General features: G+C 33.6%; 16 protein-coding genes. 8 read left to right on the forward strand and 8 right to left on the reverse strand.

What is annotated here, in order from left to right:
• Positions 1–115: 115 nt before the first annotated feature.
• Together CVULP_RS03235 and kcuS are read left to right on the forward strand one after the other, a co-directional pair.
• Positions 116–2227: a carbon starvation CstA family protein gene (locus CVULP_RS03235; RefSeq protein ID WP_099507079.1), complete on the forward strand. Its 2112-nt coding sequence runs from the start codon at positions 116–118 to the stop codon at positions 2225–2227.
• The gene (kcuS, locus tag CVULP_RS03240) at positions 2205–2414 is read left to right on the forward strand and encodes a KCU-star family selenoprotein (RefSeq protein ID WP_245821642.1); all 210 of its coding nucleotides are present in this window, start codon (positions 2205–2207) and stop codon (positions 2412–2414) included. The genes CVULP_RS03235 and kcuS overlap by 23 nt, the downstream gene beginning before the upstream one ends.
• Positions 2415–2437: 23 nt before the next feature.
• On the opposite strand, the gene CVULP_RS03245 is transcribed toward kcuS, so the two are convergent.
• Complete coding sequence (locus CVULP_RS03245) at positions 2438–2860, reverse strand: acyl-CoA thioesterase (protein ID WP_099507078.1); 423 nt, start codon at positions 2858–2860, stop codon at positions 2438–2440.
• A gap of 66 nt (positions 2861–2926) precedes the next feature.
• Between CVULP_RS03245 and ciaB the strand changes: the two genes are divergently transcribed.
• On the forward strand, positions 2927–4771 hold the full coding sequence (gene ciaB, locus CVULP_RS03250; protein ID WP_099507077.1) for an invasion protein CiaB: 1845 nt from the start codon (positions 2927–2929) through the stop codon (positions 4769–4771).
• A gap of 92 nt (positions 4772–4863) precedes the next feature.
• Positions 4864–5160, forward strand: a complete 297-nt coding sequence (locus CVULP_RS03255) for an HU family DNA-binding protein (protein ID WP_099462218.1) — start codon at positions 4864–4866, stop codon at positions 5158–5160.
• A 46-nt stretch (positions 5161–5206) separates the two neighbouring features.
• Here the strand turns inward: CVULP_RS03255 and CVULP_RS03260 are convergent, their stop codons facing one another.
• The 3 genes from CVULP_RS03260 to CVULP_RS03270 are packed head-to-tail and all read right to left on the reverse strand — an operon-like array spanning position 5207 to position 6612.
• Positions 5207–5752, reverse strand: a complete 546-nt coding sequence (locus CVULP_RS03260; RefSeq protein WP_099507076.1) for an SCO family protein — start codon at positions 5750–5752, stop codon at positions 5207–5209.
• Complete coding sequence (locus CVULP_RS03265; protein ID WP_099507075.1) at positions 5749–6189, reverse strand: hypothetical protein; 441 nt, start codon at positions 6187–6189, stop codon at positions 5749–5751. Before CVULP_RS03265 ends, CVULP_RS03260 begins: the two co-directional genes overlap by 4 nt.
• A 3-nt stretch (positions 6190–6192) precedes the next feature.
• Complete coding sequence (locus tag CVULP_RS03270; protein WP_099507074.1) at positions 6193–6612, reverse strand: copper chaperone PCu(A)C; 420 nt, start codon at positions 6610–6612, stop codon at positions 6193–6195.
• 155 nt (positions 6613–6767) lie between these two features.
• Here CVULP_RS03270 and pgp2 point away from each other — a divergent pair, with 155 nt between their 5' ends.
• From pgp2 to CVULP_RS03290, 4 genes are all read left to right on the forward strand, one after another.
• A complete protein-coding gene (gene pgp2, locus CVULP_RS03275; protein ID WP_215728779.1) occupies positions 6768–7718 on the forward strand; it encodes a cell shape-determining L,D-carboxypeptidase Pgp2 in 951 nt (316 codons plus the stop codon).
• The gene (locus tag CVULP_RS03280; protein WP_099507072.1) at positions 7718–8704 is read left to right on the forward strand and encodes an alanine racemase; all 987 of its coding nucleotides are present in this window, start codon (positions 7718–7720) and stop codon (positions 8702–8704) included. Before pgp2 ends, CVULP_RS03280 begins: the two co-directional genes overlap by 1 nt.
• Positions 8704–9168, forward strand: coding sequence for a tRNA (cytidine(34)-2'-O)-methyltransferase (locus CVULP_RS03285; RefSeq protein WP_099462495.1), 465 nt, complete (start codon positions 8704–8706; stop codon positions 9166–9168). Before CVULP_RS03280 ends, CVULP_RS03285 begins: the two co-directional genes overlap by 1 nt.
• Before the next feature lie 99 nt (positions 9169–9267).
• Complete coding sequence (locus CVULP_RS03290; RefSeq protein ID WP_099462497.1) at positions 9268–10728, forward strand: alanine/glycine:cation symporter family protein; 1461 nt, start codon at positions 9268–9270, stop codon at positions 10726–10728.
• Positions 10729–10742: 14 nt separating this feature from the next.
• Here CVULP_RS03290 and abc-f read toward each other — a convergent pair whose 3' ends face one another.
• From abc-f to CVULP_RS03310, 4 genes are read right to left on the reverse strand one after another with little or no spacing between them, the layout of a single operon-like run.
• Entirely contained in the window at positions 10743–12662 is a 1920-nt protein-coding gene (gene abc-f, locus CVULP_RS03295; RefSeq protein ID WP_099462499.1) for a ribosomal protection-like ABC-F family protein, read from the reverse strand.
• A 35-nt stretch (positions 12663–12697) separates the two neighbouring features.
• Entirely contained in the window at positions 12698–14281 is a 1584-nt protein-coding gene (gene serA, locus CVULP_RS03300; protein WP_099462501.1) for a phosphoglycerate dehydrogenase, read from the reverse strand.
• On the reverse strand, positions 14278–14760 hold the full coding sequence (locus CVULP_RS03305; protein ID WP_099507071.1) for a hypothetical protein: 483 nt from the start codon (positions 14758–14760) through the stop codon (positions 14278–14280). Before CVULP_RS03305 ends, serA begins: the two co-directional genes overlap by 4 nt.
• A gap of 4 nt (positions 14761–14764) precedes the next feature.
• The gene (locus CVULP_RS03310; RefSeq protein WP_099462504.1) at positions 14765–16435 is read right to left on the reverse strand and encodes a 30S ribosomal protein S1; all 1671 of its coding nucleotides are present in this window, start codon (positions 16433–16435) and stop codon (positions 14765–14767) included.
• Between the last annotated feature and the right edge of the window lie 27 nt (positions 16436–16462).

Raw genomic sequence — 16462 nt, forward strand, 5'->3', positions numbered from 1 at the left:
ATTGTATGCGTAAATTTGTTACTTTTTGTTACTTTATTTTTAAGTTTTGATTTTTATCGATTGTTTTTTAGTCTTTTTTGCTATTATAAAGCATTTTAAGTTTGAAAGGATAGCTATGAATTCTCTTGGCACAAAAATTTTATGGCTTTTCGTGGCGGCTCTTGGCGCTGTGTGTTTTGGCTATTTGGCTTTACAAAACGGCGAAAGTGTCTCTGCGATTTATTTGATCGTTGCGGCGGTGTGTATTTATATGATAGGATATAGATTTTACGGTCGCTTTGTAGCTTATAAGGTCTTAGAGCTTGATAAAAGTCGTGCGACTCCAGCTTTGACGCAAAATGACGGACGCGACTTTGTCCCTACAAATAAGATTGTTTTATTTGGACATCATTTTGCCGCCATTGCAGGGGCTGGTCCTTTGGTCGGTCCTATTTTAGCCGCTCAAATGGGCTATTTGCCTTCTATGCTTTGGATTTTAGTCGGTGGTGTTTTGGCGGGTGCTGTGCATGATTTTGTCGTGCTTTTCATCTCTACAAGGCGTAATGGTCGCTCTTTAGGAGAGATGATTAAAGATGAGATGGGAAATTTCACAGGTGGTGTGGCTATGGTGGCGATTTTTGGCATTATGCTTATTATTATTGCCATTTTGGCTATGGTTGTTGTCAAGGCTTTAGCGGAGTCTCCTTGGGGTTTATTTACCATTGCGATGACAATTCCTATTGCGATTTTTATGGGAATTTATATGAGATTTTTGCGTCCGGGTAGAGTGGGAGAGGCTTCTATCATAGGTTTTGTGCTTTTGATTTTATCTATTCATTATGGTAGTGTTGTAACTGCTGATGTGTATTGGAAAGAATTTTTCACCCTTGATGCACCGACCTTGGCTATTGTGATGATGATTTATGGTTTTGTGGCGGCTGTTTTACCTGTGTGGTTTTTGTTAGCGCCTAGGGATTATCTTTCTACCTTTTTGAAAATCGGCGTTATCGTGCTAATGGCTGTGGCTATTGTGATAGTCGCTCCGGATTTGCAAATGCCTAAGGCAAATACGCAGTATTTTGACGGAACGGGACCTGTTTTTGCTGGAGCTATCTTTCCTTTCTTATTTATTACCATTGCGTGCGGGGCGATTAGTGGCTTTCACGCTTTGATTTCAAGTGGCACAACACCTAAAATGCTAGAAAACGAAACACACGCTTTAGCAGTGGGCTATGGCTCTATGCTTATGGAGAGTGCTGTGGCTATAATGGCTTTGATTTGTGCTTGTATTTTACATCCGGGAATTTATTTTGCTATCAATTCTTCGAGTACTTTAATAGGCACTGATGTAGCTGGTGTTGCGGCGACTATTTCTAGCTGGGGTTTTAGTGTGAGTCCTGAAGAGATTATTTCTCTTACAAAAAGCATAGGTGAGGAAACTATACTTTCAAGAACAGGTGGTGCACCGACCTTTGCTATCGGTGTAGCTTTGATTTTGCACGAGCTATTTAGTGGGGTGGATTTAATGGCGTTTTGGTATCACTTTGCCATTTTATTTGAGGCTTTATTTATCTTAACAGCTGTTGATGCTGGCACTAGAGCGTGTCGTTTTATGGTGCAAGATATTTTGGGTAATGTTTATAAGCCTTTAGGAAATATCCACAGCATACCAGCGGGGATTTTTGCAACTGCTTTGAGTGTGGCTGGGTGGGGTTATTTTCTCTATCAAGGAGCCATTGATCCTAAGGGCGGAATTTACACACTCTGGCCTTTATTTGGCGTGAGTAATCAAATGTTAGCGGGTATGGCTTTACTTTTAGTAACGGCGATTTTAGTTAAAATGGGCAAAGCAAAATATACTTGGGTAACCCTTGTGCCAGCGACCTTTGTTTTAATCGCTACACTTTATGGTGGTATTCAAAAAATCCTACCTTATGAAGAGGGTAATAAGGTGCGTAATGCCGTAAGTCATGTCGCCACAGCAAAAATTCAAAGTGATAAAATCACTACTTTAGAAGCTAAGTTAGCAACTATAAGTGATGAGGCAGAAAAAGCGAAAATTCAAAAAGATATTTCTGTCGCCACTCAGGCGAAATTTGCAAATATTTTAAATGCCATATTATGTGTGTTCTTTATGATAACAACCTTACTTGTCATCATCTCTTGTGCGGGAATTTGCTTTGGTAAGATAAGAATTCCACTCAAAGAAAGCCCTTATATAAAGCTTGATAATAAACAAATTGTTTAAAAAAATCAAGTTTTATTACGAAAAAGCCGAGAGGTTTTTTCACCCCTTAGTGGGGCTTTCAAGTTATGACAAGTATTTAGAACATATGAGGGAGAATCACCCCGAAATTCCGCCCAAAAGTAGAGGGGAATTTTTTAAAGAATGCCTTGATAAAAAATACAATCAGGGTGGCTTAAATAAGTGCTGATAAAATTTAGAGCAAAGGTTTTGCTAGACAATATATTCAGCCAAAAAGCCGTGAATTTTTTTAAGTTCTTTGCTTATAGGCTTTTTTCTACCTCTTTTATCCACGCTAATGTAAGTCGCAAAAGCGGAAGTTACATTAATGCAAGAAGTGCAGCCTAAGTCATCAACCCTTTGCACGACAACTTCGATTTTAACACCTATGGAAGTATTACCAACCTTTTCTATCTTAGCATAGCAAGAAAGTATGTCGCCCACATAAACAGGCTCTTTAAAAATCACCTTATCCATAGAAATCGTTACAACACGCTCAGGAGAAAGCTCTCTAGCCGTAATCGCCCCTGCTAAGTCGATTTGCGATAAAATCCATCCGCCAAAAATATTACCATCTGGATTGGTATCGCTTGGCATAGCGACTATTTTAAGTTTCGGTTCCCCCATATCTTTCATATAATTACTCCTTGTTTTAAAAAGAAAATTATAATTAAAAAAGTTAATGGCTTTAAGGAGAATTTGATGAATAATTTTAAAGAAGTCGCAAAACTTGCTAAAAAGCGTAGGGATAAAATTAATGAGCTTTATCATTTTTTAGAAAGTAAAGAAAAAAACAAATTTTTAGAAAGGCTTTTAAAAAATAGCGGTTTAGAATATGAAAAAACTGCTTTGTTGGTGATTTTACGGCGTTTGGTTGATTTAAAAGAAGAAAATTTGGTAAAAGAATTAGAAAAAAGGGGCGTTAAAGAAGAGAAAATCACGCTCATTAAACACTCTCTTTACGAAGAGGTAAGAAAATTTTACGAGCGAGAGCATAAAGAATTGATAGGAGAAGTGAGAGAAAAAAAGCTTTTAAATGATTTTTATCAAACTTTAATTGAGGGCGTTCATAGTGTAGGACTTGTGATAAATAACTTTGAGCTTGTTTGGACGAAAGAAATTATAGAAAAAAATAATAAAATGCTTAAATCAAGCTTTTCAAATTTAGAAGATGCACTTGAGTTTTTGCGTAAAAATAAACTTTATCAAGTGGATAATTTTGGTAAAATTTGCGAAAGAAGTTATGGGGTTATCGTTAAAATAGGCTCTTTGTGGCGTTTTGTCCCTTATGCTAGATTTTTTGAAAATGAAATTTTGCGTTTAGAATTTGCCTTTGAAAATATGATTGAAAAATTGCGTCCTTTGGCACAAAATGAAGAAGAATTTGCTTATATAGAGTATTTTGAAAAGCTTAAAAATGCTTTTTGTGAGAAGGAGGACGAAAGGGTTATTTCTGCGTGGCAAGAAGCTGAGTTTGCTTGGATGAAAGTTAAATCCCCTTTACAAGTAGGACATCCTCTTGAGTATTATGAGGATCAATACACGCACGCAGTAGCATTAGAATGGGACATTAGATTAAGTGATACTAGTGTTTTTGATGAGCAAAAATTTACAAAAAATATTAAAAAAACTTTCTTAAAAATATATGAAAATATTGGCATTGAAGATGAAGATTTAAAAAAGGAAGTATGTGAAAATATAGATAAAACTCAACTTTATATTTGTCTGCCGATGATTTATTATGGGGCGGAGTTAAAGGGGCTTTTTTCAGCACAAGTTGTGCCAAACGATGAATTTGTCAGTTCAAAAGCAGGTAAAAAAATCTTTGCTTTTTTAAATTTTGTGTATGAAAATAGCAAAACAAAGCCCTTTATGAAAATAGCAAGTGAAATTTTTGATAGGGAATTTTTAACTTATGGGCGCGATATTTTATTTTATAATGAAAAGCTTTGGAAAAGAATTTATGAAATTTCAACCATAGGACACGAGTTTGGACATATCTTTTTTATCGCAAAAGATAGTGAAAAATTGATGAATCAAAGTGGATTTTTCAAAAATATCGAAGAGTATAAGGCTACTTGTGGAGGGCTTGTGAATTTTTTCTATCACGAGGAAGAAGAGCTTAAAATGCCCGTTTTTCACGAGCTTATTAAAAGAGCCGTGGGACTTATAGCGTGGCAGAGGGTTGAAGAAGTGAAAGCTTATTACACGGAAGGACTTATTCATCTTTGCTTGTTGTTTGAAAGTGGAGTTTTAGAATTTAAAAAAGGAAAACTAGGAGTTAATTTTAATCTTGAAGCTTATGAAAATTTTAAAAAGCTTTGTTTGCAAACTTACCACACCTTAGCTAAGCATTATGCACTTAGACTTGATGCTAAAGAATTTTTAGACATTTTTTGCGTTTTGGAAAATGAGGTTTTTTTACCTAAGCATAATGAATGCAGAGAATTTGTGGAATTCTATCATACTCTTTATGAAAAAATCGGCAATGAGCTTGATGAAAGTGGAGAATTTGAACGCTACACTAGAAAAAATGATGAAAAATGAAGATAAAAGCCCAAAAATAGCCTTTTTTCTTGCTATTTTGTTTAAAGTGTGCTAGAATTAGGCGTTTTAAATCAATTTAAAAGGAGTCTTAAATGACTAAGGCAGATTTCATTTCACAGGTTGCTCAAAATGCTGGGCTTACAAAAAAAGATGCAGGTGCTGCAACAGATGCGGTAATCTCTACCATTACTGAAGTTTTGGCTAAGGGTGATAGCATTAGTTTTATTGGTTTTGGAACATTTTCAACCACTGAAAGAGCTGCTAGAGAAGCTAGAGTGCCAAGCACAGGTAAGACAATTAAAGTTCCTGCGACTAGAGTTGCTAAATTTAAGGTAGGTAAAAATCTTAAAGAAGTAGTTGCTGCTAAAGCTGGAAAAAAGAAAAAATAATTATAAGGCTGAATTTTCAGCCTTAGCTTACTTGTTTTCTACATTTTTATTCTTCTAAAAATTCACTTAAAGTTCTTAAAAGTTCCTTTTGACTTAAGTCATTTATGGAGCCTTTAAAATGTCCCTTTTCGTCAAAGAGGTAAAGCTCGTTGCTATGAGCGATAGAATACTGCATAAAAGAGTCCTTAAGGTCAATTTCTTCATATAAAACTCCATAGTTTTTTGTTAGCTTTTTCAAACTTTTTTCATCTTTAGCAATGAGAGCGGTAGAATTTGGGTAAAAATATTTAAGCCACTCTTCAAGTTTGACAGGGTCTTTATCTCGCTTTATATCAAGGCTAATAAAAAGAAGATGAGGTTTATTTTTTATTTTATCTAGGGTCAAAGAAAGCAAAGAAAGTGTGCCGGGGCAAATGTCCGGACAAAAAGTGTAACCAAAATATACAATTAGTTTTTTACCTCTAAAATCTTTCAAACTTGTGTGATGCGAAGAGCTTGATTGCAGGGAAAAATCATAATTTTGACTAGGATAAAAAAAATAACCAAATCCCAAAATAAAGCAAAGGGTTAAAATAAAAATAATCTTTTTCATCGTCTTAACTCAAAGTCAAAATGAAAACCCAAAGGCTTGTCATCTTTAAAAAATTCCGCTCTATAACGCATAGTATCAAGTGTGCATACGCTTAAGAGAATTTTAGCTTCGTAGTGAGAATTTTTGTAAATAAGACGCGGTTTTATTTCTCCCATAAACATATTTAAACCATAAATTTTAAGGCTTAAATTTTCATAAAAGTCTAAATTTTCTATTTTTAAATCAAGCTCTTGCATAGCTTGTAAGGGTTTTGGATTTAAAAAAATGTTGATTTTTTTACCCTTGAAATCAAAAACACAATCTTTAATATTTAAATCACAAGATAAAGAGGCGTTAGTATCGGTAAAATTTTTATCTTTATCAAAATCAAACTTAAGATAAAGATAAAATCCTAGCAAAATAAATGCAAGACTAAAAATAAAAAAAAATTTTTTCAAAATTTAGAGCTTTTTAGATGGAATTTGCTCGATTTTTAAGCTAGTATTATTATCAAAATAAAGCGTTAAATTTGCTTTAGTTTCGGCATTTACGGGATTTTTTAAATCAAAGAGCATAATATGAAAAGAACCCGGTTTTAATTCGGTAGTGGAATTAGGGCTGATTGTAATTTTGGGAATTTGTATCATAGACATTTTTTTGTCTTTATGAATATGCGTATGAAGCTCTATTTTTTCGCTTAAATCGCTTTTTGCATCAATAAGTGCGATTTCTTTTTCGCTTTTGTTGGTAAGAGTAAGAAAAATGGCTGTATTTTTCGAATTTGGTGGAGTTTGCTTAATGTAAGCATTATTAATTTCCATTTCTGTGGCACTTAAGCTCAAACTAAGAAGACTTAAAATAAAAATTTTTTTGTTTAACATTGTCATCTCCAAATACAATTATGTTTTAATATAAAGTATAACAAAAAAGCTTTATTTTGTCGTAAATCATTAATATTTTTTAAGAAAAAAATATTATAATTTCACTTTTGAAATTAAATTTTTAAGGAAATATCTTGAAATTTTTGCTAATTTTTATGGCTTTTTTATCAAGTTTGTGTGCCTCTGATTTGGTAAAAATATATTTAAACAATGGCTTAGATGCTGTAGGTGTCGCGATAGAAAAAGAGCTTGGAAATAAAGATTTTTGGCTTAAAGAATTAGGAGACAAAAATTTAAGCCTTGGCTATTATGATAGAGATGTTATGATAGTCAAAACAAACAAAAATGATAAGATCTTAAAAGTTTTTTCCTACACAAATGGTAAGATTAAAGAGGAATTTGAGCAAAAGGAAGTTATTACAGGGCTTATGGGCGATAAGGAAAAAGAGGGAGACTTAAAGACGCCTATAGGCTTTTACGAGCTTGGAATGAAATTTAGCCCCGGAGATCAATATTATGGACCTTTCGCTTTCGCAACGAGTTATCCAAATTTGCTCGACAAGGTACAAGATAAGACGGGTGGAGGTATTTGGATACACGGCTATCCTCTTGATGGGACGAGATTAGATGAATTTAAAACAAGAGGTTGCATTGCTTTATTTAATGATAAATTGGAAGATTTTGCTAAGGTTGTAGCAGGTAAAAAAGTCTATGTTTTAACAGAAGAAAAAGATAAGGTTAAAGCTAAAAAAGAAGAAATTGCTTCGATAATGGCTGATTTATTTGCTTGGAAATATGCTTGGACTGTGAGTGATGTTAATGCGTATTTAGCTTTTTATGACGAAAAGGATTTTAGACGTTTTGATAAAAGTAGTTTTTCGCAATTTGCTTCAATGAAAAAAATTATTTTTGCGAGAAAAGAGCATAAGATTATCAAATTTTCTAATATTAATATTAGTCCTTATCCAAACTTGAAAGATGAAAAAATGTATAGAATTTCTTTTTATGAGGATTATTATACAAAAAATTATCAATTTAAGGGAAATAAAGTTCTTTATGTTAAGCTTGATAAAAAAGGTAGAATGAAAATTTTAGCAGAACAATAATGTCTTTAATTACATTAGATTCAAATGCTTATAAATATAATCTTTCTTCCATAGCCACTAGAGCTGGTGGCTATGATAAGCTTATTTGTGTTTTGAAGGATAATGCCTATGGACATGGGATTAAGCTCTTAGCTCCTGTAGCTAAAGCTTGTGGAGTAAATTTTGTAGCTGTAAAAGATGAAAATGAGGCATATTTATTAGAAAAATATTTCGATAACATATTAATCCTTTCGCATAGACCCACAGGAAATGAAAGTCTTAATTTTATCTATGCTTTAAACGATCCTTCAAGTTTTACAAAATTTAAAAAAAATACACGCATTCACCTTAAAATAGACACAAATATGCATAGAAATGGTATAAACTTAAATAGTTTAGAAGCTTTTTTAAAAGAGCTTCGCTATTTGAATTTAGAAGGTGCCTTTACGCATTTTATGTCGGCTGATGAATTTGACGCTAGTTATTTTACGCAAAGACACAATTTTCAAAAAGCTAAAAAGATTATTAAAAATTTTACACAAGAAACTTTAATTTTTCATTCTTTCAATTCTTCCGCACTTTTTAGGGGAAAAATGTCGCAAGATGAAATGTGTAGAGTGGGACTTGTGCAGTTTGGTTATGGAGGAGATGATAGACTTAAAAAAGTTCTAAAACTTTACGCCCATAAATTAAGTTCAAGAGTGCTTGAAAAGGGGCAAAGTGTAGGTTATGGTGGAGCTTATATAGCAAACGAGCCACTTAAAATAGCCACTTATGATTTGGGTTATGCAGATGGACTTTTTCGTTACGATGGCAGGGGTCATTTAAGACTTGCAAATGGCAAGAAAATGTTGGGCAAGATGTCTATGGATAGCTTTTCTTGTGAAGATAGTGGAGAGGAAATTTGTGTGCTTGACGATGCGAATTTGTGGGCTGATTTTTTTCACACTATAAATTATGAAATTTTAGTGAAGCTTAATGCCAATATTAAAAGAGTGCTTATTTAATGTTCCATATTGTCCTAGTTCATCCTAGAATTCCTCAAAATACAGGTAGCATAGGTAGAATGTGCTTTAATGCGGGCTTTAAACTTCATATTATTAAGCCTTGCGTTTTTGATTTGAGTGAAAAAGCGGTAAAAAGGGCGGGACTTGACTACTGGAAAAAACTTGAACCTATGATTTGGGAGAATTTAGAGGAATTTTTAAAATGTAATTTACAATATAAAGAGCGTTTTTTCTTTGCGACAACTAAAAGTAAAAAGCCTTATTTTAGCGTGAAATTTAGGGAGGGGGATTTTTTATTTTTTGGAAGTGAGAGTTTTGGATTGCCAAATGAGCTGATGAAACTTAATGAAGCACATCAAATAACCATACCTATGAAGCCTTATGGTAGAAGTTTAAATTTGGCTACTAGTGTTGGGATAGTTTCTTACGAGGCTTTAAGACAGAATTTTGATTGTTTTAAATAGTTTCAAATTTACACATTTAAAGAAATAAACTTTAAGGAATAAGCTATTTTTTGTTAGTTTAATGTTAAAATTACCTTTATCTTTATTTAAGGAGTTTTAATGGAGTTTTTAAAGCCTTTGCTTGATTTTTTATCAAGTGCAACGCATATTATCCCTTATACTGACACAATGATGGTTGTCATTTTAATTGTGTGCGGGATTTATTATAGCTTTTTGACAGGCTTCGTGCAATTTAGAATGCTAGGTTCAGTTTTTAGCATTTTAACGGAAAAAAATGACGGACGCACTAAGGAGCACATTTCGCCTTTTCAAGCCCTAATGATTTCAACGGCTTCAAGGGTAGGTATAGGTAATATCGCAGGGATTGCGACTGCTCTTACCTTAGGTGGGGCTGGAGCTATATTTTGGATGTGGGCTATGGCATTTTTTGGGGGAGCCTCGGCTTTTGCGGAAAGCACTTTAGCACAGGTTTATAAGTCAAAAGATCCAAGAGGAGGCTATAAGGGTGGTCCTGCTTATTATATAAAAAAAGCATTAGGACTTAAGTGGCTTGGAGCATTTTTTGCTGTTATTTTAATTATCACTTATGCTTATGGCTTTAATGGTCTTCAAAGTCAAACGATGACTTCTTCTTTTGAAATTTATTATAATATGTTTAATCCAAACGCTACTCAAACTTTTGCTCAAAGTTCTTGGCCTGTTATTATAGGGACGATTTTGGCTTTATTTGGTCTTTGGATGTTTTTTTCTCATCACACTAAAATAGGTAAGGTAAGTTCGGTTATCGTGCCTTTTATGGCTTTGGCTTATATAGGACTTTCTTTAATTGCTGTATTTATGAATTTGGAGAAAATTCCTTCCGTTTTGAGTCTTATTTTTGAAAGTGCTTTTGATTTTAAAGCGATTTTTGGTGGTTTTGCAGGTTCTGCTTTGGTTATAGGGATTAAAAGGGGACTTTTTTCAAATGAAGCAGGTATGGGTTCAGCTCCTAATGCTGCTGCCTCTGCACTTACAAATCACCCTGCCAAACAGGGGATAATTCAAGCTTTTGCCGTTTTAATTGACCTCATTATCTGCACCGCTTCAGGTTTTTTAGTGCTTTTTTCTATGGCATATTTTAATGTAGGAGCAGATGGAAAGCCTTTGCTTACTGCTATGCCTTTAGTGCAAGAAGCAATGAGAGAGTATTATGGTAGTTTTGGAATTCATTTTGTAAGTATTGCTATTGTGCTTTTTGCGATTACTTCTTTGATAGGAAATTATTACTATGCGCAAGCAAATGTTAAATATCTCACAGATTCTAAATTTGTAATGAATTTATTTAGAATCACTGCCGTGGCGATGATTTTCATTGGGGCACAAATGGACTTAAAACTCGCTTGGAGTTTGGCGGATTTAACGATGGCATTTATGGCTACGACTAACATTATATCCTTATTGCTTTTAGGTGGCATTGTTTCAAAAGTGCTTAATGATTATACAACGCAAAAAAGAGCAGGGCTTGATCCTAGTTTTAGCGCTTCAAAACTTGGCATTAAAAATGCTGAATGCTGGGATTGATAAGAAAGGGGAGCTTAAGCTTCCTTTTCGCTTTTTTCCAAAACGAGGAAGTATTCATTTTCTAAGATTTCTAGTATTTTTTGAGCCTCTTCAAGCTGTTTGTAAAGATTGTCAATTCCAAGCCTTTCATAAATTTGTGGATTAGAAAGAGCATTTTGAAGCTCTTTAATTTCGCGTTCTAATTGTTCTATTTTCTCGGGGTGTTTTTGCAAAATTTCATTTTCTTTATAACTTAGCTTTTTGCTTGTTTTTTCTTTCATATTTGAATTTTTTTCTTCAAATTTTATAAATTCGTCAAATTCTTTTAATTCTTGCTCGTTTTCTAAGTATTGTGTGTAGGGGATATGCAACACATTAATACTTTCATTTTCAAAGGCATAAATTTTTGTAGCGATTTTATCGACAAAATAGCGATCGTGGCTTACAAGCAAAATGGCTCCTTCATAATTTTGCAAATATTCCTCTAAAATATTAATAGTCGCTATATCAAGATCATTTGTAGGCTCATCAAGAATTAAAATATCATATTCTTTAGTGAAAAGTAGGGCTAAGGCGAGGCGATTTTTTTCACCTCCGCTTAACAAGGCGACACTTTTATCTAAATATTCTTTAGGAAATAAAAAGCTTTTAAGATAGCCAAAAACGTGCATATTTTTCCCTTTTACCTCCACTCTATCGCCTCCATTTGGGCAAAAAATTTCCACTAAGCTTTTATTTTCATCGATACAATTTCTCGCTTGGTCAAAATAGCCGATTTTTAAATCTCCTCTTTTAAACTCCCCACTATCAGCTTTGATTTCACCTAAAAGAAGTTTTAAAAAGCTTGATTTTCCGCTACCATTACGCCCCACTATTCCTATTCTTTCGCCCTGTAAAATTCTTGCATTAAAATTTGAAAAAAGCCTTTTTTCGCCAAAACTCAAATTAATGTTTTTAAGCTCAAAAAGCATTTTTTTGCGGTTTGTGCTTTGAGTTTGATTGAAATTTAAATTTGCTCTTTCTATTTCAAGTCTTATCTTTCTTATTTCGCTTGGATTTTTCTTAGCCAGTTCTCGCATTTTCAAAAGCCTCTCTTTACGCCCCTCATTGCGTTTTAAACGCGCTTTTACACCTCTTCTTAGCCACTCTTCTTCGCTTTTAAGTTGTTTAAGCAGGGTTTCGTGGCTTTTAGAAAGTGAAGCTAAAAGCTCTGTTTTTTTCTCCAAATAATGCGTATAGCCACCCTTAAAAATGCGAATTTTTCCTTCTTCTATTTCTAAGCATTTCTGTGCTACTTCATCGATGAAGTAACGATCATGAGAGATAAAAATGACACACATTTTAGAATTTTTTAGCAAATTTTCCAAAAAGGAGCACATATAAACATCTAAATGATTGGTAGGCTCGTCAAGAAGTAAAATGTCTGGATTTTGCAACAAAAGTATGCAAAGTCCAACGCGACGAATTTCCCCTCCGCTAAGTGTGGATAGACTTCTATTTTTATAGCTTTCTAGCTTTAGCTCCTTAAGAAAACGCATAATTTTATTATTGATATTCCAAGCGTCCTTACTTTCTATAAAATCAATTACCGCATCGATTTCTTTGAGTAAAGCATTATTTTGGTGTTTTTCTAAAGCACTTTGTAGTTTTTCGTAAGTTTGTAAGGCTTCATAAATTTCTTTAAGTCCTATTTTTATCGTTTCTTCTACGCTTAAATTACTGTCAAAATTCACATTTTGTGAAAGTAGGGCAATGCTTTTATTATTTTGTCTTATAACCCTACCGCTATCTAAATTGAGAGTGCCTAAAAGTGTTTTGAGTAGGGTTGATTTCCCCTCACCATTTTTACCTATAATGGCAATTTTTTCATTTTCATTAACACTAAAGCTTACATTGTTTAAAATAGTTTTTTCGCCAAATTTTTTACTTGCTTCAATAATATCAATGAGTGCCACTTATGTCCTTGAAATGTGCGTTATACACACATAAATTAAATTTCTACATATTGAACAAAGACGCAAACCTCAAGCTTATTAAGCTCATCTAAAACTTCTTTTGAAATTACTTCATCGACTAAAACAACAGCCAAAGCATAGCCAAAACCATCTCGTCCTAGTCTAAAGTCCGCTATATTAATATTTTGTTTTGCAAGTGTAGAACTTATTTTCGAAATAACTCCCGGAATATCTTTGTTTTTAAAGATAAGCATTTTACCCTTTGGCTTAAAGTCTGTTTTAAAGCCGTTAAGTCCTACTATTCTTTGCTCATTTTCATTAAAAACTGTGCCAGAAACGCTAATGCTTGAGTTGTCTGTCGCTATTTTTACGCTAAGTTTATTATTATAACCGCTATTTGGTAGAGTTTCGCAAGAAAGTTCTATACCTTTTTCTTTGGCAACAAATTCGGCATTAACATAATTAATATTCTCTCCCAAAATTCCACCTAATGCACCAACCGTTGCGAAGGTTAGCATAGAATTTGCGTAATCACTTATATTTCCCTCAGCTTCGATTTTTATGGATTTAACAGGATTTTTATCAATTTGCACAGCCAAAAACGCCATTTTAGATATAAGCTCAATATAAGGCTCAACAAAGGGTGGTAAATCTTCCGTTTTAATAGGCAAATTTAAAGCGTTAGGGTAAGCCACGCCCCTAGCAGCACTTAAAGCTTGCTCACACGCTTCTATGGCGATATTTTCTTGACTTTCTAAAGTATTTGCACCAAGATGGGAGGTAACGGAGATATTTTCAAATTCTAAAAGGGGGTGATTTGTGGCTGGTTCTTTGTCAAACACATCAATTCCAAGCCAAGCGATTTTGCCACTTTTAAGCCCTTCACATAAGGCGTCTTCTGTGTATAAGCCACCTCTTGCACAATTGATTAGTCTAATCTTATCTTTCATTTTTGCGATCTCTTTACTGCCTATCATACCATTTGTTTCTTTTGTTTTGGGAGTGTGAATTGTAATAAAATCACTTTGAGTTAGAATTTCATCTAAATGTTTTACTTGCTTCATACCCAAATCTGTGATTTTGGAAGCACTAATATATGGGTCGTAAGCTAAAATTTTCATACCAAAAGCTTTAGCGCGAATGGCAACTCTTGAGCCTATATTGCCAAAGCCTATAATACCTAAGGTTTTACCTTTTAATTCTATGCCATACCATTTTTCTCTTTCCCATTTTCTTTCGATTTTAAGAAAATTATGTGCATTTACAAAGGATCTTGCCGAGCTTATGAGATGTGCCATAGTGAGTTCCACGGCTGCTATGGTGTTGGCGGTTGGGACATTCATCACTATAACGCCCTGTTTGGAGCAGTTTGGAATATCGACATTATCAACGCCAACACCAGCACGAACGAGAGCTTTAAGTTTTTTAGCGTGTTTAAGAAATGTATCATCGACATCCGTTGAGCTTCTTGTAATAGCAACTTCAACATCTTCGAGCATATCTAAAAGTTTATCTTTAGGCACTTTAGCTGCTTCGATTAGATCTATATCTTCTGCTTCTCTTAAAAGCTGCACGCCCTTATCTAAGATGGCATCGCATACTATAATCTTTTTTTTCATAACCAAATCTCCTTTGCTTGAGTGTTAATTTTGTATTTTTTAAGTTCATTTATAATCTCTTCTATAAGCTTTTGATTGTCCGTATCTAAGAAAATTTGGGGACTTTCTACGGATTTTAGTAAAAAGTATTTAACTTTAAAAGAATCAAGCGTTTGTCTTAAACAAAACATAGAGTAAATATCGTATTTGTTGATAATGAGTTGATAGTATTTATTTTTTTCTTTAAGTTCACTTGTATCTGCATCAAAATATAAACGAAATTGTTCCGCTGCTGGAGTAAAGTCTTTTACGGGCCACATTGCAAGTTCTTGCTGCCAAGTTTTAGTTTTATCTAAAACGGCATTTGTAGCATTATTTTCTTTTATAAATTGTGGAAAAAAATCCGAGTCTGATTTAAAATTCCACAATAAAATAAAAACAACAATAAGCAAAATAAGCGTTAAAACGCTTAAAATGCCTATAAGGGCGTATTTTTTCATATCTTTACGATAGCTGTTCTTTAATAATATCGCCTAAAGTCATTTTGTCATCATTATTAATTTCATTTAAAACTTCTCTTTCTTTGAGTCTCAATAAATTTTTGACACTTAGACGAATTCTATTTTTCTTTTCATCAATAAAAGCAATAGCCGCCTCTATTTCATCGCCGATTTTTAGACTTTCAAGCATAGTTGGATTAATATCTTCCTTGTGAATCAATGCATCGACATTTTCGCTAAGCTCTACAAATACTCCAAAATCCTTTATGTCTCGAATTACGCCCTTAACTACATCGCCGATTTTATGAGTTTTAGCATATTCTTGGACTGGGCTATTTTTTAATTCTTTTGTGCTGAGCGAAATTTTTTGATTATCTTCGTCAATTTTGATAATCTTTACTTTGATTTCATCGCCGATTTTAAAAAGCTCTTTGCATTTGTCATTTCTATCCCAAGAGGCATCTTCATTATGCAAAAGTCCTTCAACATTGTCAATTTTTACAAAAGCACCAAAAGCAGTAATGGAGGTAATTATCCCTTGAGTCATATCGCCTACTTTATGCATCTTGCTAAATTCATCAAAAGGTTTTGAAAGTAAATTTCTAAGAGAAACTCGCAATCTTCTTTCATCTGGGTTAATTTCTATAACTTCAACATCGATTTCTTCACCTTTGCTGATATAATCTTTTGGATTTTTTATGTTTTTATTCCAAGAAATTTCACTAATATGCAAAAAGCCTTCAATATCATTGCCTAAATCAACAAAAGCTCCGTAAGGCTCAATGTTCGAAACGACAACCTTAATAGTATCTCCCACTTCCAAGCTATCTTTTATCTCACTCCAAGGATCAGGTAAGGCAGCTTTTATCGATAGAGACAGATGTTTTTTATCTTTATCATAGCTGATAATTTTCACAGGAACTTTATCGCCTTCTTTGTAGAGAGAGCTAGGATTAACAGGGCCCTTATATGAAATTTCACTATAATGCACAAGTCCATCTATACCACCTACATCAACAAACATACCATAAGTGGTAATTTTTTTCACAAGCCCTTCAATAAGTTCATTTTTATCTAAAATTTCGTTAATAATTTCTTTGCGTTTTTTTCTTTCGTCTTCTAAAACTCTTTTTCTAGAAGCAATAATGCTTTGCTCTTCTTTATCAACTTTAATAATCTTGACTTTAAAATTTTTACCAACAGGATTACTGGAGTCTTTAAAGCTATATTGAGATTTAGGGATGAAAAATTCTACATCATCGCTATCAACCGCGACAAGCCCACCTTTGTTTTTGCTTATTACCTTGACATCAAAGATGTTTTCATTTTCTTCATTATAGCTTTTAATAAATTTGACAACCTTCTCTTTTCTCAAAGCTTTTTTGTGAGAAACAACAACTCTACCACCACGAGAACCCATAGTAGCGACCTTAATGCTATCGCCTACATTAAAAGTTAAATTTCCTTTGTCATCTTGAATTTCTTCTAGAGCTAACAAGCCTTCTGATTTTTTGCCTATATCGACATAGACTTCATCATTTTTAATGGCGACTATTTTACCTTCAAAAATCGCCTCTTCTTTGGATTTATCATAAGCATCCAAAAGCTTTCCAAAATCTTCTTCCTCAAGAAAATCTTCCATATTGTTTTGAACTTTTTTGTTCGCCTCGTTCATCGTGGTCCTTTTTTTTGATTTAAATAA

Source organism: Campylobacter vulpis (assembly GCF_014217995.1).
In the GTDB taxonomy this organism is placed as follows: Bacteria; Campylobacterota; Campylobacteria; order Campylobacterales; family Campylobacteraceae; genus Campylobacter_D; species Campylobacter_D vulpis.